Here is a 26,690-nt window from a genome sequence, read left to right on the forward strand (position 1 = left end):
GAAAAGTGTGAAGGGCTGGCGGCCTCCAGCCGGTCCCGGGGTCACAGCGCCGCCCGGGATTCTTCGGCGGTCTCGCCCCGGGTGTCGGCCACTCTTTATATTTAGGGGCTAGCTTAAGTTAAGTGTCTCGCTTCCTGCGCGGAAGAGCCTTGTAGCCAACAGCTAGTCGTTGTGCAACAGTTATCCATGCTAGTACTACAAGGAGCCAGTAAAGGATAGCTGCAACATGTCCGCCTATGGCTGCTTGTACGAGTAGCACTATTATTTGTGCGACCAGCCGGTCTGCTCGCTCTAGGAGCCCTACTCCTTCCATGCTCTGGCCTACGAGGGCCTCGTATCTAGCTCTTGCATAGCTGGTTATGAGGGCTGCAGAGAGGAATAGGATTACTGCTTCAGCGGGATATCCTAGCATGTAGAAGCCTAGAGCGTAAAAGGTATCCGCTATGCGGTCAAGCATGCTATCTAGGAAGGCGCCCTTGGGGCCTGCTTCTCCTCGGAGACGGGCCACTGCACCGTCAAGTGCGTCTAGTATTCCGCTTAGCGCGAGGAACACCGCAGCAACAAGGGGGCCTAGGCTGACAGACAAGAGGAATAAAATGGCACCGATTAGCCCTATTACAGTGTAGAAGTCTGCCGGAAGCACTGCTAGCTTGCCTGCTAATACTGTTAGGATTCCAGATACTTTGCTCCTCAGCCTTGTAAGCATTCATTTCACCCACTATGGGGCCTCATCGGAGAAGAATGCTACGAGGCTTGCGAGTTCAGGCTCTGCTGCGAGCCGTGTAAGCGCCTCACGATAGATAAGAGTGGCGACACTTCGCGGTATATGCGACTTCTCATGGGCTAATTGCACGGCTAAGGGTACATGGTGCCCAGGCATTATTAAGCCTTGAACTATTTGAGCAGTGTCTTCAAGTGCTTCAAACTGGTCCTCGCCGTCACTAATGGCTACCTCGACTCTGAGAGGCCTCCCGCTGCCACGCGAGAAAGTGTAGTACGTGATTATTCGGAGACCGCGCGCCTCGTACCTATTGATGATTTCCTTAGTGAGGACTGGTGTAAAGGGCCCTATACAGACATGTGTTCCACTAATGATGTTGGAGAGCATTACAAGTATTTCGTCATCGCTTAGATCCCTCAATACCTCGTACTCCTTAGGAATTACCGAGCTGAGCAAATGTTCTCCACTAATCCGCTTAACTATGCCTATTACGGCTGCCCCGTTGTAGACAAGCTCGCTTATCAACTTTGACCGCAGTTCGTGAAAATCCTGGTTACTTGTTATGCCTATTCTCTTTGCTTCTTCGCCAAGCCTAGTCCAAGCCTCCTCTGGGAGCAGTGTTGGCGGGTCAATTATTGGGCCATCAAGCATTAGCACTGGAATGCGCCTAGATAGTGCCTCGCGCAGAGAAAGCGTCTCCAGCAAGAGCATTCCCGCCTCTGCAACACTATCGACGAGGAACCCGGAGGGATCATGCACCTCATAGGCGTCCGCGCCTGGATACGATATGTTTACTTTCTCGGAGCGCATACCGCTTGGTAGTTCAACTAGAGCCGTGGCAGCGAGTACGAGGTAGCGCCCGAGCCCGCTGCGAATAACTTGTCTCGAGCCGTCAAGTCCTGCGACGTGTAGGTCATCGCGGTATTTGCGCACCGCGATGAACAGCCCCTTTTCCCTCAATGATCTAATCAGCGACTCTGCGTCACGTATGGCGTTTCTAAATCCTTGTATTCTTTGGCGAAGCCTGCTAACAGCTTTTTCTACTAGCTTCTGGTATAACTCGTCCTCGCTGCCAGCTACGTGTTGCTCACTCATACTCGGTCACCCCTCACTAGCTCCTTTTCTTCGAGTAAAGGTTTCTCAGCGTCTCGACGACCCTCGTCCTCCCCATAACGTGACCTACTTTCCTCTTACCCGTCCTCACAAGGACAGGAAATCCCAACACATTCATCTGTCCATGAACGAGCGCAACACCGCGTGGAAGCTTGGGAAGGCGCTTCTCTAAGGGCTTGGGGAGGCCCCCAGCAGCTCTTGAAACGAAGGACACATCGTCCACTGGAAGCCTATACACTATCCAAGTGTTAATCATAGAGGCTACAACGGGGTCAACGAACACCGGGCGCTGACTTACTAGTAGCAAGCTTATTCCAAACTTCCTTCCCTGTGTCGCTATAAGTGCTAGATAGTCTCTCGCAAGGCTCCACGATACTGGGTACGTCTTCGGGTTTGGAGCATAGTTCTGTGCCTCCTCTATTACCAAGAGGAGGTAGCGCTCACGCCCCGAGACCTTGTAGTCTGTGAACGCCTTGTAGAGCAACCTAAGGAGGTATGCTACAACGAGCTGTCTGACCGGGAGAGGAACACCTGGGGCACCTTCTGCGGAGAAATCGAGTATGGCCATACCCGGACCGCTTACTAGTTCATCGACAAAGCCTGGGCCGAGGCTAGGCTTCGTTGATACTATTCCATAGTTTTCTACTAGGTCTCTGTGGAACTTCTCGATAGCCGCATGTATAGCCCTAGCAGTCTGAGCATGTATGACCGCATCGCGGCCCCGGCTGAGAGCCGCTAGCTCCTCATATACCTCGTTGACCCGGTTAACGAGGAGCTCGGTAAAGCCATAAACGCCTTCGAATTCACGTAATACTCTTTCGAGCCCAGCTACTTGGAGTTCGTTTAGCTCTACTCCGCCGGATTTGTAGGCAACTATGAACTCGGCTATCTCTCTCGCCGTGAAGACGTCGAGTGTTATAGTGATTGGTACTGTGTAGGGCTTGTAGCGGGCAGGGCTAAGAGGATATACTAGTCTCTTCACGAACTTGTATTCGCCGACGCTGCCCCCTCTTACGAATACTTGGTGGTAGTCCAGGTAGTCACCGTTGGCATCAATGATGAGGGCTGGCAGAGCGGCTCTTTCTCCCTCGCCGACACTTATAGATGATAAGAGTTCGAGCAAGTAGCCTACTCCGTAGCTCTTACCACTCCCGGTTTCACCAAAAACACCGATATGCATAGTTATGTTTTCCACATCAAGCGGTGCTCCAACATTGCTGTAGCCCAGTAGTTCTCCGAAGATAATTATGCCCGGCTCGCCAGGCTGTAGCCCAAGCATATTCATAATTTCTTTTCCTTCAAGAAGTCTCACGTAGTCTCCTGGTAGAGGTGGGCGTGAAGGCTCCTCAAGGCCTCTCGGCCCCTTCTTCCCGAGGATCGTGAGCGAGGCAAGCATGTATCTTCGGGCAATGTTATCAAGTAGCTCTGGCCTTACGCCTCTACGCCGCGCCTCAGACCATATGTCGCCCTCCGAGTAGAACTCGTGAACAGGTCGTAGCTCGTCAACCCTAGCAAGCAACTGTTCTCTGCCGCGTTCAGCATCTATTACGACCAACATACCTTCTCGGAGTATCTGCTCGCCCTTCTCCGTCAGCTGTACGCGGGCCTCGCTACTCGTTGAGCCGCTAAGCACTACGCCTACAATTATCGCCATGGCTTGGTCCTCGAGGGGTGGAGTCCAATCAGACTCGTCTCTACAGCCAGGAATTAAGAGCACTGGGTTATGAAAGCTCAATAGAGGCGAGGCAGGGGTTTATAGACTGTCATCGTTCTCACAGTATTCCTCGGAGGAGTGTTATGCAAAAAACTTATCCATGTAATGGCGGAGAAATTGTCGTCTCAAAGCTCCATGATAATGTTTACATGCTTCGCGTCAACGATCGTAGGATAAGGTTCTTTGAAGCCCTCTGGGAGATTCCGGAAGGAATAACATACAACACATACCTTGTTATCGGAGAAGAAAAGACCGTTCTTCTTGATACAGTTAAGGCCGAGTTCAGTGACTGCTTCATGGAGGCGCTTAGCTCGCTTACATCGATAAATGATATTGATGGCATAGTTGTTCATCACAGCGAGCCGGATCACAGTGGGGCCTTACCAGCCCTGCTAAGCAAGAGGGGCGATGTCGTAGTCTATTCGCATCCTATAGCTAGGCGCATTATAGAAAACACGTTCAATATTAGGCTCTCAAAGCACGTTTCGCTGAAGGATGGTCTACGCATAGACCTCGGCGGAGACAACACGCTAGAATTCATATCCACGCCGTGGCTTCACTGGCCAGATACATATATGAGCATCCTATCACCAAGCAGGATCTTGTTCAGCGGCGACGCTTTCGGTGCCTACTCTATACCAGAGGAACTAGTTGACGACAATGTTGATTTCAAGAAATATGAGTGGTTCATGCGAAAATACTTCGCCACAGTAATAGGTGCTTATCGTGGATGGGTCGCTAAAGGCGTATCAAAGCTTATGCCTCGGCGAAAAGACTTCAACACAATTGCACCCCTCCACGGCCTCGTGCTGAGGAAACACGTTGACGACGCACTAAGCCTCTACGAGGCATGGGGACTACAGAGGCATGCTGAGAAGAAGGCACTCGTAGTCTACGCAAGCATGTACGGCACTGTCGAGAAAGCCGCAAAAAGAGTTGCTGAAATGCTGAGAGAGAAAGGCTTCACAGTAAAGATCTATGGGTTCAACGATAAGGATAGAGCACCCATCTCTGACGTCATAGGCGATGCTATTGATTCCGGGATATGGGTTATCGGAGCAGCAACATACGAGGCCTCTGTAATGCCCCTCATGGAGTACGTCACGATGCTGCTCTGCGAGAAAGCTGCAGGAGGCCAACGAGTACTAATAATAAGCAGCTATGGCTGGGGAGGAGCTGCTGCAAAGAAGCTCACAGAGAAGCTCAACGCATTCAAAGTCGATGTGAGAGGGATTATCGAGAACCCTGGGACTATAAAAGATGAGGAAATAGAAGATGCTGTGACGAAGCTCATCAGCTAGGCTCTTTCAGAGCCTTCTCTGTTATCGTTTTCGCTCTTCTTTCGACCTCCTATAAAGTCGAGTATCGATTTTCTTTTCTCCTCTTTACCTAGAAGTATCTTCTCGACAAATGTGTCGCGCACTGGGAGGTAGACTTCCTGGTAGAATTTCTGTGGATCACGGAGAACGCTTCGCGGAAACTTGGAAACATATTCCAGTGCCTTTCTCCATACCTGTGCCCAGGGCATTAGGGCTTCAAACTTGGCTTTAATCTGGCGATCAAAGTCCTCGGGGCGCTGCTCTTTCCCACCCATCTCGAAGTATCCGTTAGGCCCAACGGGTACCTCCTCGCCAAGCGCCTTTACGAACTTCTTCTCCTGCAGAGACTTGGCCTGTCTCGAAGCTGCTACTCTTCCATAGCGCCCACTAGGCCCATAGTACTTTGCCCATGCATAGAATATTGCACGGTTAAGCCCAAAGCTCTTAGCCTTGTCAAGGTCGCCGGTTAAGAGGTAGTAACGGGCGGCCTGCAGTAGGGCCATGACCTCGAAGCGCCCGATCCTCGGCTTCTCTCCCGCCTCTGTGACGCCTTGTTCCCGGGTGCTTTGGATAGATACTACTTGGCGCCTTGTCTTCAGCCCCTTCCAGAGCTTGTAGCGCAGCCCTAGCTTCTTCACGGCCTCCTCTGCGAGGGCATCAGCCTCGCCTTCCTTGTATTGTTTCCACGCGTATGCCTGGTGCTTGAAGTTGCTTGGCCTAGCCCATTCTATGTCAAATTCGTCAAGCTTGTCTGGAGTAAACACAACCGCGACCAGATCGTGCTCACGGTGCAGCGAGAGTGGTGCTGTGAAGACTCTCTTAACATCCATTATGTTCTCTACCTTTAGGATGCCGCCGCTCCTCTTAGCCAGCTCTATTAGCCTGTGCCTCGTCTCCAAGAGAATGTACTCGACGACGGCGTAGGCTGCGTTAAAGGGGTGTATGTTTTCCCGCAGGCTCTGAGAGAAAGCGTTCTCATTTATATGGACGTGTATGCCCTCGCCGCTCCAAACAAGGTATACTGAGTGCTTTACGCCGTGCTCCTCAAGGGCCGATACTATTATCTTCGCTGCCTCTACGGCGAAACGCCACTTATCAATACTCGCGTCAATGTCCCACGAGGGCGTCGTTGCAACAATGTTGCCGGGGTTTTCTAGGTCATTATCGCTCTCCAGCCTTGAGTATATATTTACGGAGCCATAGATGGTCCGTATCACGCTCTTATACCTAATGACTAGTCTACGCAAGTCCTCTGGGCCACGAACCCTTAAAGGGCGACCGGGCCCCATGTGCCGGATAAAGATGTTCTCTTCTCCCTTTTTGCCGGCAACAGCAACCCATCTTCCCTGGAGCCATTCAGCCATCTCTGCTAACACTCCTCCGCGCAAATAGTGTTCCACTGGGTTTACTCCCACCGGGTCAGCCACCTCCTTCCCAGATCGAATCAATATTAGCTGACGCTCCGTGTAAGTGTGGTAGGGGTCTTGCCTCTAGGATTTGGCGGAGGACACCGCCGCTGCCCCTTAGGACAGCAATTATTTGAAGGGGCTCAGCAATGAGTTCAAGAAACGGCTTTGACGGCATTATAAAGGCACTTGAGCAGTTGGGATACCGTCGTCACCCTGCAGTACCGGTAATAGGTTGTCGAGGCTCTAAGGCTTGCTGGCGTGTTCGGGGAGATTACTGGCTTGCTGGCCGCTTTGAGAAGAACACGTTAAGCCGCCTTATTCGCCGCCACTTTGACGTATTTCTTGATCTTGATAACCACCATGTCGTGTTTCACCGCATACCTGCTCCTACAGGAGAGTATGCCGTCGAGGTATTTGCTCACGCTGTTCGCATAGGCGTGCTAGAATATGGGTCAAAGGGATGGATTCTGCACCCAAGCGGTGCCTTAGCAAGTGTACTTGCATCAATCGGCGCCAACTATCTTCAAGCCAGTAGCGATAAGGGGAGAAGGCTAAAGGGTAAGAAGCTACGGCTCGGCGGAGAAGCATGCAACAGAAAGGACTGGGTATTAGTTGGAACGGATAAGTGGATCGGCCCAGCCAAGGTCATCGACAAGGAAAACTGTATTGTGAAGATAAAGGATCTGGCACCACTCGGATTCAAGCCCCTGAGCCCCAGCGAGATAGATGAAGCAGTAGAGGCAAACACGGAAATAATTGGTGCCCTTGCCTCAGAGGCAAGAGAGTTCATTAGGCGTGTTTATGCACGATTTCAGGCAAGCCGAGGCAAACTCTACGTCGCTTTCAGCGGAGGAGCTGACTCAACAGCTCTCCTAGAACTTGCTAGAGAGGCCGTAGGGGGCGGGAACGTAGTTGCTGTTTACGTTGACACGGGCATGGAGCACCCTGAGACCAAGGCATACGTCGAGAAAATAGTATCAATAATTGGCGTAGACCTAGAGGTTGTCAGCGCGAAACTGGACCCGGTTGAGCTAATAGCCAGGCAAGGGTTCATGACACGTGACAATCGCTGGTGTACCAGGCTACTGAAGCTAGAGCCTCTGAAAGAGTTCTACGAGAAGCATGGAGTTAGGCTGGTTCTCGACGGTGCACGTAAATGGGAGAGCACCACGCGAGCCAAGACGCCAAGGCTTGGCGAGAACCCGCTGATACCGGGAGTTGTGCGGGCCCTGCCGATATATCACTGGCCCCGGCTCGCCGTGCAGCTCTTCCTGGCAGAAAGAAATCTCCCAGTTAACCAGCTGTACAACGAGGGCCTCGTACGCATAGGATGCATGGCATGCCCCGCGATGCACCTCTACGAGCTCCACATATCGTATAGAAATCATAAAGACTGGTTCTATAGGCTTGCAGAGAAAATTGCAGGAAGCACTAAAGACGATGTAATAAATACACTGGCAACCATACTGAGAGGTAGGTGGAGATACGGTGTTTCTGGATAATATTATTCACGGCATAGTGATCAATTAAGGGTAAAGGAGTGGTAGTGTTGTGATAAGCTAGACGGGCTTCTCGGCCTCAGTTTGCTCGCTAAGCAATCTAATAGCTTCAAGAAGTGCTTCGCCTTCACCAGTGAGGCTGTTCCTCCCGATATACTTACAACTCCTGGCAATTACTAAGGCGTCTTTCAGCTCATCTAGGCCGAGCTTTGTCTCCTTGACCAGCTTTGCGACATCTTCTGTTGTGCGTAGCTTTCTAACCGCCTCTAAGAGCTTGATTATGCGAGGATTAACCGGTGTAGCGACTCCACTAGGCGCTGCAACTATCGCTGACTTTACTAAGAGGCCTATATTGGTTATAACAACTCTCCCATCGGGCAATGTCTCCACTAGACCGCGGGACTCTAGCTTGCCGAGAGCATAGCCTATGGCCTCCTCCTCGCCGGGGAAACTCTTCTTCAGAGCCTCTACACTCATACTACGCTTTTCGGGAAGGCGCTTAAGCAGCATCGCCTCTAGCCTGGTTACCAATATACTTCTCTTTGCCTCACGGCTCGCCTTCTGCAACGCAAGCCCATACTTAGTCGGACCACCGGTGCCAAGCAGGCCTTCGTCTTTTGCACGCCGAGCCCACTCCTCGCTGAAGCCAAGGCCTTGGTCAGCCTCTACTAGAACACGGCTTCCTAGCGCTGTAGACGGCTTTCCAGCACTACGACGATAGACTTCTTCACCAAGCCTCGTGAGCCTAAGCACAGTTCTTTTGAGCTTGCTGTCATACTCCTCTGCTATCATGCCCATGGCTTCTAAGTGGTATATGGCTAATCCTGGTGTGTAGTAACGGTATTTCTTGCCAAGTTTCTCTGACCATTCCTTGACGAGTTTATGATCTGGTGCAAGCTCCGGATTGCTCTTAGCCTTTTCCCAAAGCTCCACAATCACATCCATAACGTTTAATTCGTCCTCACTAAGAGCAGAGGGCGCCGTAGACAAGGGTTTTTGAATAAGGCGCCAAGCCTTGATTACAAGCCGCCCAGCAAGCGTCAAAGACCCGGCCGCAGTAATGTAGCCTATTTCGCCAAGCATTTCCCGCAGCTCTCTATCCAATTCTTCTCCGCGCAATAAGGCCTCGAGGCCACCATATATTATGGGATTGAGAAGCGCCGGCACATTGGCGTTTAAATTAAGCATTCTAAAAGCTCGCTTAAGCAGCCTTCCCGGCCTCGTTAAGGCAGCGTAGAGGCCGTTCGGCACACTCTTAGTATATAGCTCTGATGCTTCAAGCGTATCGATAAACCGGCTCGAGTAAAACTTCTTCTCTGCCGGTCCTTCCGGCAACGATACTAACGCAGCCGCGATAGCCTTTGTAATTACGGGCCTCCTGCTGGCTCCGGCCAATGTCTCATAAACGGAGTAGCCTTCCGGGGATAGAGATCCTTCTTCGTCAACAAAACCTCTTTCTTCAAGGAAATTTCTCCAGGCGTCTGGTATTCTGCCACCAGCTATTACCGAAGAATGGAGCATGGTATAAACACGGCTATCCAGCCATGGCTCGGCTTCAGGCTTACCACTTGTTCTCCAAGCCTCAACAAGCCTACGCCCAGCATCAGTTACTTCAAACACACCTTCTCCGCGATGATCTAGTAGGCCTTGACTATAGAGATCCATAAGGGCTTGAAGAGCTGGTTCTTCGCCGCCAAATCTCTCTACGAATTCTTGAAAGCTAAACTCTCCTCGGTCCAGTTTCTCGTCAAGTACGCGAATCATAGCAATGCTTACGTATACCATGCTCAGCCTCACCGCTATCAAAAATAGCCACGCAGAAATATAAGACTTTGGAAAACGAGGTAGGAAAAGTATTAACTATAATTATATAATCAAACTAAAATACTACCATACCAATTTTCAAATTCTTATACTTCTTCCTACTCTCCTCTACGGCTCTGAAGAAGCATTATCCATAGTCTTGAGACGAGTGCAAAGGCGTGCTCGAGATGCCTACGAGCCTCCGCGAACAAGGCAATAGCGCGGTCGCACTTCTTCTCAGAGGCTTTTTGCTCGGCTCTCCTAAGCTCATCTATGGCGTACTCTATTGCCCGTGCAGAATAGAGGGTTATGTTATCCGGGTCTCCTGCCTCATCGAGCAAGACTAGAAGAGCGTCTTCAAGTTCTTCGCAGACGTTGTAGGCGCACGGGTCTTGACATGCTTTACGTATTAGGTCCAGCGCTAGGTAAACATAGTCAACTATTTCACTCATTTGTAGCCCTTGTCCGTTCACGCCTTGGCGCGGTAAAATAACTGTGTAGTTCTCGGCGCGAACTTGTCCGTCATCTCATCTTTTTACCGGCATAGGTTAGTGATTATTAACCCGGGTGTAAGTAGTGAATGAGTACCTAAGGCGTCTCGTCGATAAACTAAACGAGCTAAGGGAGAGGCGAAGAGCAGTCATTCTTGCACATAACTATACACTTCCCGAGATACAGGATGCTGCCGACTTCGTTGGCGATAGTCTCGAGCTCGCAATCAAGGCTGCCGAAACCAGTGCAGACGTAATTGTTCTCGCAGGCGTCCGCTTCATGGCGGAGGTCGCTAAGCTTCTGAACCCTGATAGAATAGTTCTTCACCCAGACCTGGCCGCTGGCTGCCCATTAGCCGATTTTGCCTCACCTCAGCTGATTCGCAATGCAAAGAAGGAGCACCCAGGAGCACCTGTTGTTATCTATGTAAATTCCTATGCTGCCGCTAAGGCTGAATCCGATTACGTTGTAACAAGTGCTTCTGCCGTCGAGGCTGTCAAGAGATTAGAGACAGAGACCGTGCTCTTTGCCCCGGATAAGAATCTCGCAGACTGGGTACAGGAAAACAACCCCGACAAGAAGGTGATCCCAGTACCGCGGAACGGGCATTGCCCTGTCCACGAGCACCTTGTCAGCGAATACTATGTGCGCAAGGCCAAGGAAGAACATCCTACAGCGAGAGTGCTTATACATCCCGAGGCGCCTAGGCCTGCGAGAAAGCTTGCAGACTACGTAGGTAGCACGAGCCAGATGCTACGCTACATAGGTAAGACGGATCCCCGAGGCGAATACATCCTTGGCACCGAGGAAGGCCTAGCTTATCGCGCTAAGCGACTCTATCCAGAAGCACGTGTATACCCTGTATCGCCTAGGACTATTTGTATAGACATGAAGAAGGTGACGCTAGACAAGGTTGTGGCCAGCCTAGAGAGCCTCAAGCCGCGTATTGAAATAGATCCAGTAATTGCAAGAAGGGCTCGGGAAGCAGTAGAGAGAGGGCTCGAGCTCATAGGTAAGAAGCCTAAATAATTCAACATTGTATTTTGTTTTTATTGCTATTAATATTCGCACAATTCATCCAATGAATGCGATCCAGTGTTTTGGAATTATTCTTCTCTTGACCAGTAACAGTAAACACGTTTTAGCAGCTGTATCGCCAAGTACCTCCTGGGGGCTCATATGCCGAAAGTAAGACTCCTATCTGGGAGAATCCTTGCGGAAAAAATCCTTGAATGGCTAAGAGAAGATGCACCATACGGTGATGCTACGACAAGGACGCTCAGACTGCAAGGTGTATGCGCTCAGCTCATTATCCGGGCCAAGACGGGTGGTGTGGCCGCGTGTAGCTCCGAGTTAGCTGAGGCATTGCAGACGCTAGGGCTTAGGGTTGAACAAGTTATAGAGAGCGGTAAGGAGTTCTCCGAAGGCGATATAGTAATGGCTTTACGTGGACCCGCAGAGGATCTCCTACTGCTTGAGAGGACTCTCTTGAACGCTCTTGCATACTTTTCCGGTATTGCCTCGGCTACTCGTAGACTAGTTAACCAGGCTCGCCAAGTAAATCCGAGGATAAGGGTGGCTGCGACACGAAAAACTCCTCCTGGCCTTAGATTTTGTGCCAAAGTAGCATTTGAGCAAGGCGGTGGAGACACCCACAGATGGGGGCTTAGCGATACGATAATAGTGAAGGATAGCCATGTAGAGGTTGTCGGAGACCTAGAGGAGGCTATTAGAAGAGTTCTGGAAAGGAAGAGCTTTGTTCAGCGCATAGAGGTAGAGGTTTCTAAGCCCGAGGACGCTGTGCTTGCCGCAAGGCTTGGCGTAGACATAGTGATGCTTGACAACATGTCGCCGGAGGAGGTAAGGAAAACACTCCGCCTCCTAGAAGAGGCTGGTCTTCGGAGCCGTGTAGTTGTTGAGGCAAGCGGCGGCATAGGGCCCTGGAACATAGCGACATATGCGGCGACGGGAGTGGACGTCATCAGTACTAGTTACCCGTTTTACCATCCCGACCGCGTAGATCTCTCAGCGGAGATGAGAAGAGTTGAGTGCTAAGGCACGCATAGGTATTATTGGATGCGGGGCCATAGCCTCAGAGATAGTGAAGGCTGCTGTAGTTGGAATGATTAATGCCGACATAGTTGCGCTTATGGATATTTATCCGGAGAAGTGCGAGCGACTGGCAAAGATGCTGGAGAAAAAGCCGGAAATATATCAAACCGACATCGACGAGTTCCTTAAGCACGACATGGACTACGTGGTCGAAGCTGCAAGCCAAGAAGCTGTGCGAGAATATGGGGAGAAAGTACTGCGTCGTGGAATAAACCTCGTAGTGCTGAGCGTCGGCGCACTACTCGACGCCGAGTTGCTGGAAAGACTTAGAGCCATTGCGAGAGACACAGGGGCCCACATATATGCTCCTACAGGAGCGATTGCCGGGCTCGACGCGATTAGGGCACTACGCCTTGTAGGGATTAACCGAGTAGCGCTGCGCACAATCAAGCCCCCTAAGAGCCTCGGGGCAAAGGTCTCTGAGCCAACGGTGCTTTACCGCGGCCCAGCGCGCGAGGCAGTAAAGAGGTTTCCCTTCAACGTTAATGTCGCTGCTGCACTCAGCCTCGCAGCGGGTAAGGAGGCCGAGGTAGAGGTAATAGCTGATCCAAATACTACAAAGAATACACATGTAATTATCGTTGAGTCAGTTGCCTCGAAGCTCGAAATAAAAATAGAAAACACGCCTAGCCCCGAAAACCCGCGCACCAGCTGGCTGGCAGCCCTCTCGGTGATAGAACTGCTTCGAAGACTCACGGGCAGGGAGGAAGTCGTTATTGGGAGCTAGCCACGCCATTATTTCCTAACTTCTTTTACCAAGGACGCCTTTGAGTAGTGAATACTCTTCGTGACAATATTATCTCTAAGAGTCTCTCGGCGTCAGCTGGCAGCCCTCGCTCCTTGAGAAAACCAAGTATTCTTGGAACGACCTTGTCCCCGCACTCCGGATCATCAAAAGCATCCATATCGCCCTCTATGTAGAAGCCGCCGACACCTGGATAATAGTAGACATAGTAGGCTCGGCTCCAATCATCCTCGTAGGCCATGGAGAGGCTGCCGGGAGCTAACCCGCGAAACTTCTCTTTACCATTAGCGCTTCTAGGGTCATCTAGGGGGTTGTTTCTACAAAGCAGTAGCAAGACTTGGCCGCTTCCGCACTCATGCTTTTCTACATAACAGTTCCCATTGCTTTGCAAGCTCCTTCACCATTCACGTCCCAATTGTGGGTCAGGGGGAGGAAAACTCCCCATCGGGTCGCCCACGCGTCGGGGCGACCGAAAGGTCTTCATCCCCTCTCTGACAAGTCTCCCCTGTCAAAGAAATAAGCCTTCTACGCAACTGCGGCTCGGCATAAGACTTCACAATCTTCGCCACATTCCGATTTCTTGTCACTGTCTAAACGGAGTCCGCACAGCTTAATGAAGCTATCCATGGCAGTGTTTTCCATGATAGTTTCTGAATCTATATAACAGGTGAACGTAATCCGTACCAGCCATTATGTTGATTATTCTTTTACCCCGGCACAGAGCGCCTCATCGTCCCAGGACCCAAAGTATATAGATGGCGAGGTGGTGCTGAATTAAGTCCCGCAACTAGGAGCGAAGAACTACCTATACTTTACCGAGACGTTTTTCCATACACTAGCTTTCCCCGAATAATCCTAAACAATATTGAGGATTTCAGGTCTCGTCGAATACGCGTAACAGATACGACGCTGCGGGATGGCCAACAGGGTTGGAGGCCTTTCAGTGTAGAGGAGGGGCTCAAGATATATGAATTCCTCCTAGAGCTTGGCGGCGGAGGGGCTATTGAGTCTACTGAACTGTTCCTCTACACTAGTAGAGACCGCGAGCTAGCTAGGAAGATTCGCGAATACGGGGCGGAAAATCCGAGGCCAGTAGCATGGATAAGAGCGTCTATGAACGATCTCAGACTTGTCCTCGAAGCAAGCTTCGATGAAACAATCATACTTGCAAGCATAAGTGATTACCATATCTATTACAAGCTTGGAACTGATCGTAGGAGGGCCTTTGAGAAATACCTCAGCGTCTTAGAGGAGGCTTTCCGCAGAGGCATAGCTGTTAGGTGTGCCCTTGAAGATGTCACTAGAGCGGACTTTGACAACAATATAGGACCATTTGTTGAGCAAGTGATAAGGCTTAGCGAGAAATATGGAGTACCGCTTCGTTTCAAGCTCTCAGATACCCTTGGACTAGGGGTGCCTTTCCCGGAGGTTCCACCTCCGCGCGGCATACCTGCACTTATACGGAGGCTTCTAGACCTCGGTCTTTCAACAAACCAGCTCGAGTTTCACGGGCATAACGACTTTGGACTAGTTGTTGCTAACCATCTTGCTGCGTGGATTTATGGAGCCGATTATAGTAATTGTACGCTCTTCGGTATAGGTGAGCGCGCTGGTAACTGTCCCCTAGAGGTAATGCTAGTCCACTATGTCGGTCTAACGGGGAGAGCAAATGATGTGAACCTCTCCATACTTCCCGAGGTGGCTACCTTCTTTGAGAAAATGGGGTATCGTGTTCCAGAATTTTTGCCGCTTGTTGGGAGAAACGCTTTCAACACAAAGGCCGGTATACACATTGACGGGCTCCTCAAGAACCCAGAGATTTATCTTCCCTTCGATCCTCTTCTTGTGGGGCGTCGCCCACGCATAGAGGTTAACGCGTATGGTGGAAGAGCGGCCATCGTTGCATGGATTCGCCTCAACATGCCCGAGCTAGGCAAGGGTATCAGTAAGGACGACCCCCGCGTTGAGGAGATGTATAGAGAGATAGTGAGGATGTACGAGGAAGGCGGGCGGAAGGAACCACTAAGCGACGAAGAGCTCTATGAGCTTGCCCTACGATACTTCCTCGATGAAAACCATTATAGCTAATTCGGGGCGCCGTTTATGGGGCTCACGCTTACCGAGAAGATACTGAATAGTAAACTTGGCCGTGTACCGGCGCCTGGCGAGCACGTAGTTGTACGTGTTGACTACGTCTACATGCATGATGGTACTTTTCCGCTCGCATTAAGGGTGCTTCGTGAAGCAGGAATGGAGAGCAGGGTTGATGCCTCTAGGCTAGTGCTCTTCATAGACCATGCTGCTCCTGCTCCTAGTGTCGCTGCGGCCCTCGTGCATCAAGAGATGCGAAAATTTGCGCGCACGCATGGAGTACGCTTATTCGACGTAGGTACGGGTATAAGCCACCAAGTCATGGTTGAAGAGGGGTATGCGAAACCGGGTAGACTGATCATTGGTGCCGATAGTCATACCGTGACTCTCGGCGCGATGGCGGTCTTCGCTACCGGTGTTGGGAGCACTGATGCAGCTATAGCCGCTGCTACCGGAAAGATGTGGCTCCGCGTCCCAGAGCAGGTACGTGTAAGGCTTCATGGAGGGTTGCCGCAGGGTATCATGGGCAAGGATGTGGCACTAGCCCTTATAGGCGATATAGGTTCGGATGGTGCTATCTATAAGGCCCTGGAGTTTCAAGGCGATATAAATGCATTAAGTATCGATGCGAGACTAACTATCAGCAATATGAGCGTGGAGGCCGGGGCGAAGGCTGGTCTCTTTCCTGTTGACGAGGCCACTGCTATCAAGGCATCAAAGCTCTTCGGCCGTAGCTATGCTGTGCTAGAGCCTGACCGTGACGCCGAGTATAGTGACGAGATTGAGCTTGAAATGAATCGTCTTGAGCCTATGGTTGCTGCTCCGCCAAGCGTTGACAACACGAAAGCCGTGACAGAGGTTGAGGGGGTAGAGGTTGACCAGATCTTCATTGGGAGCTGTACTAATGGTCGCTTTGAGGACTTTGCTGAAGCAGCGAAGATATTGAAGGGTAGGAGGGTCCGTGAAGGCGTTAGGTGCATAGCTATCCCGGCGTCGCGGAGAGTGTTTAGAGCACTCATGGAGACCGGTATTCTTGACGTATTTGTTTCAGCTGGCTGCAGCGTAACTTACGGTACGTGCGGCCCATGTCTGGGTGCTCATTTTGGCCTCTTAGGCGAAGGCGAAGTAGCCGTTAGCACGACTAATAGGAACTTTGTTGGCAGAATGGGGCATGCGTCTTCCAAGGTATACTTGGCTAGCCCCTTAACGGCAGCTGCTTCAGCCGTAGAGGGGCGCATAACGGATCCAAGGAAATACATGTAGCAATTACTGTGTGCAAGGTGACGACCTATGTCTACATGGATTATTAGAGGGAGGGCTTGGGTGCTCGGAGACAATATTTCAACGGATCACATCATCAGCGGTAAGTACAAGTATAGTAAGATGGGGCGCCTCGAGGACATGGTACAATACGTGTTTGCTGACGTGATACCAGGATTCTATGAGAAGGTTAGGCCGGGTGACGTAATAGTTGCTGGAAGGGGTTTTGGCTATGGAAGTAGCCGAGAGCACGCTGCACGATTATTAAAGCTTGTAGGTATTGGCGCAGTTATTGCGAAGAGTTTCCATAGGATCTTTTACAGGAATGCAATAAACTCAGGCCTCCCCGTGATAATTGCGAACGAGATACCTAGGGTTACGGAGGAGGGCGATATAATAGAGGTATATCTGGAGGAGGGCCTGGTTATAAACAAGACGAAGAACGTTGCAGAGCACGTATCTCCTATACCGGAGCCTCTGCTCAGCATATTGAAGTCGGGAGGCCTCATTGAGTATATTAAGAAGTTTGGAAGGCTTCCGTGGTGACACTTTGATGGCGCGCTACAAGGTACTACTTGTACCTGGTGATGGAGTTGGCCCAGAGATCATGAGGTATCCCGTGGAGGTACTAGAGGGACTTGGTGTTTTCGAAATAGTGGTTAGACGGGCAGGGCTTAGCTATTATAGAGAGGCGGGTAAGCCCTACGAGGATGACTTGTTCGATATTGCTCTTGAAGCTGACGGTGTACTCAAGGGGCCGTTGGCAACTCCTTCGGTAAGAGGCTATGAGAGTATAACTCTGAGGCTCCGCAGGATCCTCGGAATCTATGCTGATATTAGGCCTTTTCACTCGTTGCCCGGCATATCGCTTAACAAAATCAACGTTGTCATTGTGAGAGAGGCCTCGGAGGGAATATACTCTGGTATTGAGGGACGTATCCGAGAACAAGGTATTAGTCTAAAACTAGTCAGTAAGCAAGCATCAAGGAGGATAAGCGAAGAGGGCTTTAAAATCGCCGTTCAAAGAGGGTACCGGAGCGTCTATGCCGTACATAAGGCCACTGTTCTTCGTGCAACAGATGGATTATTTCTAGAGACGTTCTACGAGGTCGCAGAGAAATACAGAGAAGTCGCTACTGGGGATATGCTTGTTGACAGTGCCGCTTACAGGCTGGTGAAGGATCCTCCTGAATCAGCTGTTCTAGTTACACTCAACCAGTATGGTGACATACTGAGTGATGTCGCTGCTGCTGTCGCTGGGAGTATTGGTCTCTGTGCATCAGCCCAGCTAGGAGAGAATGGCATGTTGTTTGAACCGATTCATGGAACAGGATTCGATATAGCGGGCAAGGGTTTAGCCAACCCTGTCTCGGCGCTTAGGGCTACACAATACCTCCTATATCACATAGGATATGCTAGAGGGGACGAGGCGTTGAGGAGAGCCGCCGAGGCGCTCGACACAGCAATAAATAATATAGTTGTAGTAAAGGGTATCAGGACGCCAGACATAGGTGGTGACTCAAGTACGCATCAAGTAGCAACAGAGATTGTCAAGGAGTGGGCTCGCTTGCTAGGGCAAGATGCCTAGCAGCTGCTCGGCGCTGCAAAGTAAATAGTGTAGCACGCTCCAAGCCTTAAGAGACCCGCTTACGCCTCGCAAGCTATATCGCTTCCTTGCTAGCCTAATTGTTTCTGCTCGAAAATCCCCTCGTGGAAACATGCCTACACCGATAGGCCACTTAAGCTCCATAGCTTCCCTAACTATAGTCTTGGCTGTACGAGGCTTGCCCTTCTCCCATAGCAGTATAAGTCCGCCCATCTGTTCGACGAACTCTTCAAGAGAATCAGCCACTTTTTCCACGAGCACCGTGTCTCCGCTTGGCGGCAATCTCTCATAGATTAGGAGTTGCGCCATCAAGCCCTTGAAGCGGTCATAGTGCTTGGGTAGCCTCGTCTCCGGCTTAATGTAGAAAACACGGCCGTCGTATACGTGTATATAGGTTTCGAGAAATCCCTTCTGGTTTAGCAAGCTGTCCTGGAGAAGCAGTATCGAGAAGTGGACTATATCGGGGCGGCCGCGCTTCCACTTCTCGGGGAGAGGCTCCATTGCATAATAGTGATAGGTTTTGTCGAGAAGAGTCTCGCCTGGCTCTATTCCGAAGCGCTCCGTGTATCGCTTCACCTGGGGATGACGCCGTATTTCTGGCGGCACAAGTTCTAGCGGTGATTCTAAAAGTACTATCCTAAGCTTCTTAGATCTCTCAGCTCCCTGCGACATTACCGTGGCTACTCCTTGGGGTAGTACTTCCTAAGTCTCCCATCTATCCTTATGTATATTTCAACATCGTCTTCGATGGTGCTCGTTAAGACTTTTGGCATGAGTACTTGCTCTACTTGGAAGAGGCCTGCCATGTCGTTCATGTTGACAATTATCTTTATTGGGCGTTCTCCTTGCTCTATTTCAACTCTCTTTATACTTATAGCTGATACCGCGTGCATGTCGAGCTTGCCCATCTTGTATGGTACTCTTGCTCGTCCCTCCGCCATATCGAGGCCATCGCTTATCTTGACTATGCCGCACTCCATTGTAAGGCAGCGAGTATTGTACTCTGTCGCGAATATCGAGTGCATTACTTCCTGCCTTATATCGATGAGGCGGCGCCCTGTTATACCGAGCTCGGGTAGCAGTCTATTCAGTATGTCCTTTGCCAGAAGTGCGCCCACGTATTCGTGGAACGTCCTATGCACGGCATTACCGATATCGTGCAAATAGGCAGAGAACAATACTATGAGCCTTACATCGTCGAGGCTCTTGGCAGTGCCGTCTCGGAGAGTTGTTGGTTCTCTACCAGCCTTCACTAGCAGGTCAAGCAAGTGTAGCGCTACTCCCGATACTATTCGTGCATGTACTATGCCGTGGTCGTTGTACTTTAGCCTGCCAACAGCCATTATATTGGCGACGCGGAGCAGCTCGTTAACCTCCTCATCCTCCTCGAGCAATCTATACGCCTTAGCTATCAACGGGTTTGCTGCTGCATATTTTTCTATTAGGCTAGGAGAAACAACGACGGCCGTTTCAAGGCTCATTGCTTTTTATCACCTCCCTTATATTGTTTTTATAAGAGCAGTAAGTGTTTGCAGAAGTCTTGCTTAGGTACACTGGATAATGTAACGAGTAGGAGCCAGAACTCTTTACTAACACTGGTCCCCTATGTATGTTTCCGTTTCCTAAACACATGGTTGCTGCTCCAAGCACTTGGTACAGCTTATAAGCTTGACTAGCGATGCTTCCTCTAAGCCATGCTCGTTGAGCAAACCTAGTGTCTTGTTGTTTAAGAAAACTCATTAGGGATATGTTTTTGTTTAGGGTTTACTTAGAGTACTTCCTCGATAAATTTGCCATTCTCGTATATAAGGTCGCCGTCGGCATATACTTTGTGGTTCTTTAAGCTCTTTATCATGTCCCAGTGTATGCTTGACTGGTTCTTCCCACCGGTCTCGGGGTACGAAGCTCCTAACGCGATATGCATTGTGCCTCCTATTTTCTCGTCAAAGAGTATTTCTTTCGTAAACCTGGTTATATTGTAGTTGAGCCCAAATGCTAGTTCTCCGAGACGCTTTGCACCTTCATCAGTTTCAAGCATCTTCTTTAAGAATTCTTCGCCTCTATGCGCCTTTGCTTCAACGACTTGTCCCTTTCTAAACACAAGTCTTACTCCTTCAACCTCGTGGCCACGCCATATAGCGGGATAGTCGAACTCTATGTATCCTTCAGCGCTATCTTCTATTGGCCCGGTGAATACTTCCCCACCAGGCATATTGTATTTGCCGTCATCGTTTATCCACTTTCGGCCATCTACACGTATATAGAAATCGATCCCTGGGCCAACATACTTGAGCTCCGATACCTTGTTCAGAAAATCAGCTATCTTTTGCTGCCAGCGAGCTTGTTCTTGCCAAGCCTTGACAGGGTCATCACGGTCAACCATGGTTGCATGGTAAACGAACTCCTCGTATTCAAGTATACCCATGCCTGCCTCTTGTGCAAGAGCCCTCGTAGGATACGGAGCTATTGTCCACCTGAGTTCGTTCCTTGCGCTCCTCTCCATGAATATCTTCATTAGCTCAAACCGTGCCCTACTTCTCTTAACCATTCGTTCAGCCGGGATTCCCATTAAGTGCTTAGTGTGGCTAGGAGCAAGTATTCTTATTGCTACAGTTATTGTCTCTGATAATAGTTTCTCCACCGGGCTTACATGCTCTAGTACCTCGTCTGTTGCATAGCGATAGAGTATTTCGTCAAGAGCTTCGTCTTCTAGTGAAACTAGTAGTGGATAGGCTCCCCGCTTCACAACTTCTTTGAAAATCTCCCTAACCAGGGGAAGCGCTTCGAGACCTGCCCCTATGGTTACCTCGTCACCTTTCTTGACCGATACACAATAGTCAACTATTAGCTGGGCTAGTTTTTCGATTGGCGACTTCAAGGCCTGGAACCGCGTGCTAGGGTATGCTGCTAGCCAAATATTTTGGTAGCGAGACTGCAACGGTTCAGCGATGCAAGCTATTCCATCTATGTCCTCTTGTTAGCAGTCCTAGCTGGTTGACAGTTAATGAGCATACAAGTAGATTAGTTTGTCTAAAAACACGCCTAGCCCGATAACTATTCCGAGCAAGAGGTTAGTGTTAAAAGCCCTAGGTATTGCTTGAAGCCCATCCCTGTACAATATATAGTGCTGGTACAATAGGAGGGCTATACCCATTATTACGCCTAAGGCGCCTATAGGGCCTAGGCCGTAGACGGGAATACTGATTAGTAGAAGTAGGGCCGTGATACCGTGTATTATCCTGCTTGCGAGTAGCGCTCCTCCTGCACCGAAGCGGGCTGCGAGACTTCCAAGGCCCATTTTTCTGTCAAAATCCTCGTCCATTATTGCATAGTACGCGTCGAAGCCCGCTACCCATAGCGTGACTGCTACAACATAGATCCACGGAATGTGTGTCAGAACGTCCATTAAGCTCTTAGCATGAGAACCATATACCGCTACTGCTCCACCGAAAACAACAAATCCTAGAACAAGGCCTAGGTGCAGGTGCGGCAGCCAGTGAACCCTTTTAGCATAAGGATAGGTCATTGCAAGTATCCAGAGCAGAGGGCTAAGTATTAGCGCGTAAATGTTCAACATCGCAGCTGACAGGTAATAGAGAAGGCTACCCACCACCACTACAAGCCATGCATCTCTTAGCCGAACAGCTTCTGTCACTAGTGGCCTCTTAGCTGTGCGCGGATTAAGCCGGTCAATATCAAGATCAGCAATATTGTTAAAGCTCATTGCGGCTGAGCGAAGCCCAAGAACAGCTAGGCCTATCCAAATAGCCTCCCATAGGCCTAAGCCCCGGGGATAAGCAAGCACGGCGCCAGCGTAGGCGAAGGGGAGACTAAACAGGGTATGTTCTATACGTATGAGCTTCATTATTGCTTCAAGGCGGTTACGCTTTGAGACCCTTCCCGGATCCCACACCACAGCCTTACTCATCTCAGTACACCCTCGCGGCTAAGAACCTCAACAACCTTCTTTTCTATATCAGGGTCCTCCTTTACTTCCTCAGGCCATTCTTTCCAATTATTTTCCTCAGGCAATTTACGAGTAGCGTCAATGCCCAGCTTGCTACCATAGCCTGGAACAGGCACTGCAGGGTCCAGATGATCTGTGTGCGTATTCGGAACAACCACGACATCTCTTTGAGGGTCAACATTAGCCGATACTGCCCAGACGACTTGGTTCAAGTCGTGAACATCTATGTCGCGGTCAACAACTATTATTATTTTTGTGAGTGCAGTCTGCCCAAGACCCCATAGAGCCATCATAACTTTCTTAGCCTGGCCTGGATAAGTCTTCCTTATCGACACAATCATCATGCCCTGGAACACACCGTGCTCGGGAAAGTTTACGTCAACTATCTCTGGGAGAAGGGTTCGGAGCATCGGGAGGAATATCCTCTCAACTGCCTTACCGATGGCTGCGTCCTCTAGCACTGGCTTCCCAACAACCGTTCCGACATAGATAGGGTCCTTCCTCATCCATATACGCTCAACACGCATGACCGGGAACTGGTGTACTGGTTTGTCATAGTAACCCCAATGGTCTCCAAATGGGCCCTCCTCAGACTCCCTGCCCGGCTCAATCACTCCTTCAATTACTACCTCGGATGATGCTGGGACCATTATCCCGCTAGGCAGCTTGTACACGTTGATTCCTTTACCCGCCATTACTCCGGCGAAGAGAAGCTTGTCAAGCGGATAGGGGACAGGCATAACGCCAACCAGCATTGCTGCCGGCTCTGCGCCAATGACTATTGCAACCGGTATTTCGCTTCCTCTCTCGATAGCGCTTAGGTATGCATGTCGGCCACGCTTGTGGAGCTGCCAATGTATAACTGCTTCCCTACCTGATTTCTCCATTACACGGTAAACGCCTATATTGGTCACACCCGTAGCTGGGTCACGTATGTAGACCTGGCCGAATGTTATGTAGCGGCCACCGTCCTTTGGCCAGGTCTTGAAAAGCGGAAGCTTAGAGAGGCTGGCCTCTTCGCCCTCGAGCACAGTCTCCTCAAAGGCTGCTCTTCGGACACGACGTGGAGCATACCTGCCTAGATCAAGCGCTTCTCGTAGGCTCTTCAACTTTTCTCCGATACCAGTAGGCGGGGGACGCCACGCGAAAGAAACTAGGCGTTCACCGATCTCTTCAAGCCTGCCTACGCCGAGACCTAGCTTGATGCGATCAATTGTGCCGAAAAGGTTGCCTACAACCCTCCAGCCTGGAAATCCTTTCACATTCTCGAAGAGAAGAGCCGGGCCTCGCCTCTGCATGACTATGCGGAGAGCCGCAGGAATTTCCAAGATAGGGCTCAAGGGCTCGCGAATTACTCGTAGCTCACCCCGCTCTGCTAAGGTGTCAATAAATCCACGAAGGTCTGTGAATGCGGCCACGCCTTATTCTCCCAAAACCACTATTATATTTCGAGTATGGTTAAAGAGCTAGTCTATCCGAGTTATAGAACTATAACATATGCTAAAAAGCCGCACCCCCCTATGGGTGCTGAAAATATTTATTCTACTATGGGGTAATACCACAATATATGGGTGGTAATTTTCACCTAGTATTGGGCCCCGAACCCGAAAGCATAGATACACTTCTACGCCGGAAAACGGGCATCGGTGCATATGCGGTTCTAAATACTGCAGCAAAATGAGTTGAAGGAAAAACGTTTGCACAGCTCCTTGTCGAGGACTCCTTCAAAGCAGTAGAATTAGCGACTAGGGCTCTGGGGCCACAGATGGCAAAATACCTAGAGAAACAGATTATTCCTGTTATTCAAGAAGAATTTGCAAACTACTCCCCGATAAGAACTAGCCTGAGTGCAGGAGCTGGCTCAAAACAAGGATGAGTATGTTATCTTTATTCTAGCTCTATTCTTGCATAGTTTTCGCTAAGGCCTCATAGACCTTTGTTAGTCTTTTGCGGGGCTCTATTCCTCTGAGATCTATCTCTGCTTCTACTTTGCTTGGAGGATATCCTATCACGTAAAGGCGGTCAACATAGGCTGCCACAGTTTCTATGCTATGATCTACTAAGATTACTGTCTTATCCATTGTATGGGCTATCCAGACTATCCTATCCAGTAATGCCTGACGCGTCTTTACGTCAAGCCCTGCTAGCGGCTCGTCTAGTAATAGTATGTCGGGATCAAGTACTAGTATTCGGGCGATTGCTGCCTTCCTCGCAGTCCCCCCGCTTACTTGCCATGGGTATTTCTCTAAGTGGTCTTCAAGGTCTAGAAGCCGTGCGACTTCCTGTACTCTTTTCTCGATAACCATGCTGGGAAGCTTTCTATAATAGAGCCCTAGAGCGATATTATCGCGTATCTTTTTCCACGGCAGAAGGAGGTTTTCCTGGAAGACCAGTAGAGCGCGGCCGTTTACCTCTACTCTACCTTTATCGGGCTCTTCGAGGCCCGCTATGATTCGTAGTAAGGTTGTTTTGCCACTGCCATTGGGCCCCACTATTGCTACTACTTCTCCAGTGTATGCTTCTATAGATATCCCTGCGAGCACGATTTGGGCTCCAAAGCTCTTGTAAAGATTGTTTACCCTTACTGCTAGCTTGCTATGCTCCATCGTGCAGCCCTCTTCTCTATGGGCTCTAGCACGGCCTTGTCTAGGAGGATCATTAGTACGACGAGTATTAGTCCCCAAGCGAATACTCCTTCCGGCTCCGCGAGGTTATAGTAGTTGGTTATCATATAACCTATGCCGCCGCTGCTCCCGAAGGCTTCAGCAACTACACTGATTCTCAGCGCTGCTCCTAGGGCCGAGCGCGCCGCGCCCGCCAGCGTAGGCGCAAGGCTTGGGAGAAGGAAGTCCTTGTAATAACTAAGCCTATTTGCTCCAATCATTGCCGCTAGCTCTGCGAGTTTCTTGCTACTCGCATCAAGGCCTGACACCGTTGCTGCTAGGACTATGGGGAGGGAGACCAAGGCTGCAACAAGTATCGGTGGTAGGGGGCTAAGCACCCCGAATATCATGACGAGGACTACTACCCAGATGAGTACGGATATGCTTTGCAGTATCGTGTTTAACGCTCTTACGGTCTCTCTCAGTAGAGGATGCAGCGTATATAGCAGCCCTAGGAGCAGGGCGGTGGCGAAGCCCAGGGAGAAGCCTATGGTGCTTCGCAGCAATGTTAGCCCCGTATTATAGGATATTTTTGAGAACCCCTCTGACGCAATGAACAACAGCGTGGAGGCGACGCCGGGTACTTGTCCGGGGAAAAACACGTGGATAATCTCCCATGTGGAGAGGAGGGCTGCAAGTGCTACTGCCCAGCCTCCCAGAACGCTCCCTTTGCTAGACTTTCCGGCTGTGAAGAGATGTAGCCTCCTTCCCTTGCTAACTCCCAGACCGCCAATATGTTCTTCACTAGGCCTTTGGTGAGTTCCTTCGCTGTCTCCATTTTTAGTCTGCTCCAGCAAAGCTTTGCTGCCTCCTTGCTTACCCCGTAGTTATCTACGAGTATTTTTTCGGCGAGCTCCTCGTCACTGTTCCATATGCTTGCTGCTTTGCTCCTAGCAGCTAATAGCTTCTCCACCAGCCCTGGATGCTCTGCTGCCCAGTCTCCGCGGGCAGCATAGACAATCATCACGCCGTTGTCTCCTATGTGCTTACCCCACTTTTGCCAAAGCTCTTGATACGATACGAGTATTTCGCCCCCGTAATCTGCTATGAGCCTTGATACGAAGGGCTCCCATATTACTGCTGCATCTACTTCCTTCTTTGCAAACGCTTGCACTATTTGCGGAGGAGGCAGGTTAACTATATTAAAGCTAGTCTCGGCGTTAAGCCCATAGATGGCCTTCATATACGCCTTGAACATCGCATAGGTCCCAGTGGGCTTAAACGCTGCTATTTTTTTACCCTTCAAGTCCTCTATGCTGGTTATGTTCTCATCTCCCTGCACAACTATGGCCTGGTTCTGATAGAAGTCAACAGCAAGTATCGTTACATTGGTGCCTTTTTCGCGCAGCTTTGCCACGAACTCAGCAGGTATTATAGCTACATCGACATCTCCATGAGCTATCGCATTTGCTAGGTCAAGAGTGGCTGTGAAAAGTACAAGTTTAACCCTAAACCCGTTTTCCTCGTCCAGCTTCTTCGCAAGTATTACGTCGAGACTCGAGATACCGCCACGTATTGTACCAATTCTTATTTCGGGCAACTTGTTCATGGCATGGGTTTCTTTGCTGGTCGTTGATGTTTTTTGCCGTTCTATGCCCGTTGCCTCAACATGGCTCGTGGATGGCGACGTAGTAAATTGCGCTGAATGCTCACGACCACCCGTGTGCTCATAGGCATAGTAGATTATCACACCTATTATCGCGAGAATAATTACTGCTGTTACCGCAAAGAGCGCTCCACGCCCCATACCAATGCACCACAGCCCAGTGGTAAGAATAACCAGTTACTTAAACGTTTACCAAAAGAGACGGGCATGTTGTAATAAAAGCACTAGCATATAGTTCAACCACGCTGTCACCTCTTCTAAAAAAGCTTAGAAAAAGAGACACTCTTCTTAACAACAGTGTTCTTAAAGAATACAGCAGCCGTTACTGTAAACATGTAGGCTTTAGTCCTTAGAGGAGAAGACTTGAAAGAAAAGCCGGACACCCCTAAGGGAGCTCAAGACGTCCATACGTCCATCATAGTGGTCAACCCCGCGCCTTAAGATGCGGAAAGAGCTGCACATGAAAAATAAGGTACAAACAATAGTAGTCTAGACGCGTTAAAAGAGCTTGGCTTGTATCGGGCACTCTTTGCACCAATAAGGACGATCAACAAATACCAAGATATAGCA

General features: G+C 50.1%; 24 protein-coding genes. 9 read left to right on the forward strand and 15 right to left on the reverse strand.

Going from position 1 to position 26,690, the window contains the following annotated elements; translation table 11 throughout:
- Positions 1-118 precede the first annotated feature (118 nt).
- From SBG41_RS04115 to SBG41_RS04125, 3 genes are read right to left on the reverse strand one after another with little or no spacing between them, the layout of a single operon-like run.
- Complete coding sequence (locus tag SBG41_RS04115) at positions 119-706, reverse strand: CDP-alcohol phosphatidyltransferase family protein (RefSeq protein WP_317896284.1); 588 nt, start codon at positions 704-706, stop codon at positions 119-121.
- A gap of 12 nt (positions 707-718) precedes the next feature.
- Entirely contained in the window at positions 719-1,816 is a 1,098-nt protein-coding gene (locus tag SBG41_RS04120) for a DNA double-strand break repair nuclease NurA (protein WP_317896285.1), read from the reverse strand.
- A 16-nt stretch (positions 1,817-1,832) separates the two neighbouring features.
- On the reverse strand, positions 1,833-3,488 hold the full coding sequence (locus SBG41_RS04125; protein WP_317896286.1) for an ATP-binding protein: 1,656 nt from the start codon (positions 3,486-3,488) through the stop codon (positions 1,833-1,835).
- A 17-nt stretch (positions 3,489-3,505) separates the two neighbouring features.
- On the opposite strand from SBG41_RS04125, the gene SBG41_RS04130 reads away from it, so the two are divergent.
- The gene (locus tag SBG41_RS04130) at positions 3,506-4,849 is read left to right on the forward strand and encodes an FprA family A-type flavoprotein (RefSeq protein WP_317896287.1); all 1,344 of its coding nucleotides are present in this window, start codon (positions 3,506-3,508) and stop codon (positions 4,847-4,849) included.
- Here the strand turns inward: SBG41_RS04130 and SBG41_RS04135 are convergent.
- Positions 4,846-6,315 carry a bifunctional DNA primase/polymerase gene (locus SBG41_RS04135; protein ID WP_317896288.1) on the reverse strand — a complete coding sequence of 490 codons (1,470 nt, stop codon included), beginning with the start codon at positions 6,313-6,315 and terminating at the stop codon, positions 4,846-4,848. The two genes, SBG41_RS04130 and SBG41_RS04135, sit on opposite strands and share 4 nt — an antisense overlap.
- A 107-nt stretch (positions 6,316-6,422) precedes the next feature.
- Between SBG41_RS04135 and SBG41_RS04140 the strand changes: the two genes are divergently transcribed.
- A complete protein-coding gene (locus SBG41_RS04140; RefSeq protein WP_317896289.1) occupies positions 6,423-7,778 on the forward strand; it encodes a phosphoadenosine phosphosulfate reductase domain-containing protein in 1,356 nt (451 codons plus the stop codon).
- A gap of 57 nt (positions 7,779-7,835) precedes the next feature.
- Here the strand turns inward: SBG41_RS04140 and SBG41_RS04145 are convergent, their stop codons facing one another.
- Both SBG41_RS04145 and SBG41_RS04150 read right to left on the reverse strand, forming a co-directional pair.
- Positions 7,836-9,560, reverse strand: coding sequence for a DUF505 family protein (locus SBG41_RS04145; RefSeq protein WP_317896290.1), 1,725 nt, complete (start codon positions 9,558-9,560; stop codon positions 7,836-7,838).
- Positions 9,561-9,697: 137 nt separating this feature from the next.
- Complete coding sequence (locus SBG41_RS04150; protein WP_317896291.1) at positions 9,698-10,030, reverse strand: hypothetical protein; 333 nt, start codon at positions 10,028-10,030, stop codon at positions 9,698-9,700.
- Between the two features lie 124 nt (positions 10,031-10,154).
- Here SBG41_RS04150 and nadA point away from each other — a divergent pair, with 124 nt between their 5' ends.
- The 3 genes from nadA (at position 10,155) to nadX (ending at position 12,909) form a co-directional block, all read left to right on the forward strand.
- Positions 10,155-11,099, forward strand: coding sequence for a quinolinate synthase NadA (gene nadA / locus SBG41_RS04155; protein ID WP_317896292.1), 945 nt, complete (start codon positions 10,155-10,157; stop codon positions 11,097-11,099).
- A gap of 150 nt (positions 11,100-11,249) precedes the next feature.
- Entirely contained in the window at positions 11,250-12,125 is an 876-nt protein-coding gene (nadC, locus tag SBG41_RS04160) for a carboxylating nicotinate-nucleotide diphosphorylase (protein WP_317896293.1), read from the forward strand.
- The gene (gene nadX / locus SBG41_RS04165) at positions 12,115-12,909 is read left to right on the forward strand and encodes an aspartate dehydrogenase (protein ID WP_317896294.1); all 795 of its coding nucleotides are present in this window, start codon (positions 12,115-12,117) and stop codon (positions 12,907-12,909) included. Before nadC ends, nadX begins: the two co-directional genes overlap by 11 nt.
- A gap of 25 nt (positions 12,910-12,934) precedes the next feature.
- Here the strand turns inward: nadX and SBG41_RS04170 are convergent, their stop codons facing one another.
- The gene (locus SBG41_RS04170) at positions 12,935-13,318 is read right to left on the reverse strand and encodes a hypothetical protein (RefSeq protein ID WP_317896295.1); all 384 of its coding nucleotides are present in this window, start codon (positions 13,316-13,318) and stop codon (positions 12,935-12,937) included.
- A 497-nt stretch (positions 13,319-13,815) separates the two neighbouring features.
- Here SBG41_RS04170 and SBG41_RS04175 point away from each other — a divergent pair, with 497 nt between their 5' ends.
- From SBG41_RS04175 to SBG41_RS04190, 4 genes are read left to right on the forward strand one after another with little or no spacing between them, the layout of a single operon-like run.
- Positions 13,816-15,015 carry a homocitrate synthase/isopropylmalate synthase family protein gene (locus SBG41_RS04175; protein WP_317896491.1) on the forward strand — a complete coding sequence of 400 codons (1,200 nt, stop codon included), beginning with the start codon at positions 13,816-13,818 and terminating at the stop codon, positions 15,013-15,015.
- Positions 15,016-15,030: 15 nt separating this feature from the next.
- Positions 15,031-16,281, forward strand: coding sequence for a 3-isopropylmalate dehydratase large subunit (locus SBG41_RS04180; RefSeq protein WP_317896296.1), 1,251 nt, complete (start codon positions 15,031-15,033; stop codon positions 16,279-16,281).
- A 39-nt stretch (positions 16,282-16,320) separates the two neighbouring features.
- Positions 16,321-16,824 carry a LeuD/DmdB family oxidoreductase small subunit gene (locus SBG41_RS04185; RefSeq protein ID WP_397470782.1) on the forward strand — a complete coding sequence of 168 codons (504 nt, stop codon included), beginning with the start codon at positions 16,321-16,323 and terminating at the stop codon, positions 16,822-16,824.
- Positions 16,825-16,831: 7 nt separating this feature from the next.
- A complete protein-coding gene (locus tag SBG41_RS04190; RefSeq protein ID WP_317896298.1) occupies positions 16,832-17,866 on the forward strand; it encodes an isocitrate/isopropylmalate dehydrogenase family protein in 1,035 nt (344 codons plus the stop codon).
- On the opposite strand, the gene SBG41_RS04195 is transcribed toward SBG41_RS04190, so the two are convergent.
- The 8 genes from SBG41_RS04195 to SBG41_RS04230 form a co-directional block, all read right to left on the reverse strand.
- Positions 17,849-18,556: a 16S rRNA methyltransferase gene (locus SBG41_RS04195; RefSeq protein ID WP_317896299.1), complete on the reverse strand. Its 708-nt coding sequence runs from the start codon at positions 18,554-18,556 to the stop codon at positions 17,849-17,851. The two genes, SBG41_RS04190 and SBG41_RS04195, sit on opposite strands and share 18 nt — an antisense overlap.
- Before the next feature lie 8 nt (positions 18,557-18,564).
- Complete coding sequence (locus tag SBG41_RS04200) at positions 18,565-19,365, reverse strand: HD domain-containing protein (protein WP_317896300.1); 801 nt, start codon at positions 19,363-19,365, stop codon at positions 18,565-18,567.
- Positions 19,366-19,652: 287 nt separating this feature from the next.
- The gene (locus SBG41_RS04205; protein WP_317896301.1) at positions 19,653-20,762 is read right to left on the reverse strand and encodes an aminopeptidase; all 1,110 of its coding nucleotides are present in this window, start codon (positions 20,760-20,762) and stop codon (positions 19,653-19,655) included.
- A 123-nt stretch (positions 20,763-20,885) separates the two neighbouring features.
- Positions 20,886-21,812 (reverse strand): UbiA-like polyprenyltransferase, encoded by a 927-nt coding sequence (locus SBG41_RS04210; protein WP_317896302.1) that lies wholly within the window; start codon positions 21,810-21,812, stop codon positions 20,886-20,888.
- Positions 21,809-23,269, reverse strand: coding sequence for a UbiD family decarboxylase (locus SBG41_RS04215; RefSeq protein ID WP_317896303.1), 1,461 nt, complete (start codon positions 23,267-23,269; stop codon positions 21,809-21,811). Before SBG41_RS04215 ends, SBG41_RS04210 begins: the two co-directional genes overlap by 4 nt.
- A 480-nt stretch (positions 23,270-23,749) precedes the next feature.
- Positions 23,750-24,457 (reverse strand): ABC transporter ATP-binding protein, encoded by a 708-nt coding sequence (locus SBG41_RS04220; protein ID WP_317896304.1) that lies wholly within the window; start codon positions 24,455-24,457, stop codon positions 23,750-23,752.
- Positions 24,439-25,116, reverse strand: coding sequence for an ABC transporter permease (locus tag SBG41_RS04225; RefSeq protein ID WP_317896305.1), 678 nt, complete (start codon positions 25,114-25,116; stop codon positions 24,439-24,441). Before SBG41_RS04225 ends, SBG41_RS04220 begins: the two co-directional genes overlap by 19 nt.
- Positions 25,117-25,154: 38 nt before the next feature.
- Positions 25,155-26,261, reverse strand: coding sequence for an ABC transporter substrate-binding protein (locus tag SBG41_RS04230; protein WP_317896306.1), 1,107 nt, complete (start codon positions 26,259-26,261; stop codon positions 25,155-25,157).
- Positions 26,262-26,690: the final 429 nt, after the last annotated feature.

This window comes from Pyrofollis japonicus, assembly GCF_033097485.1.
GTDB lineage: Archaea > Thermoproteota > Thermoprotei_A > Sulfolobales > Pyrodictiaceae > Pyrofollis > Pyrofollis japonicus.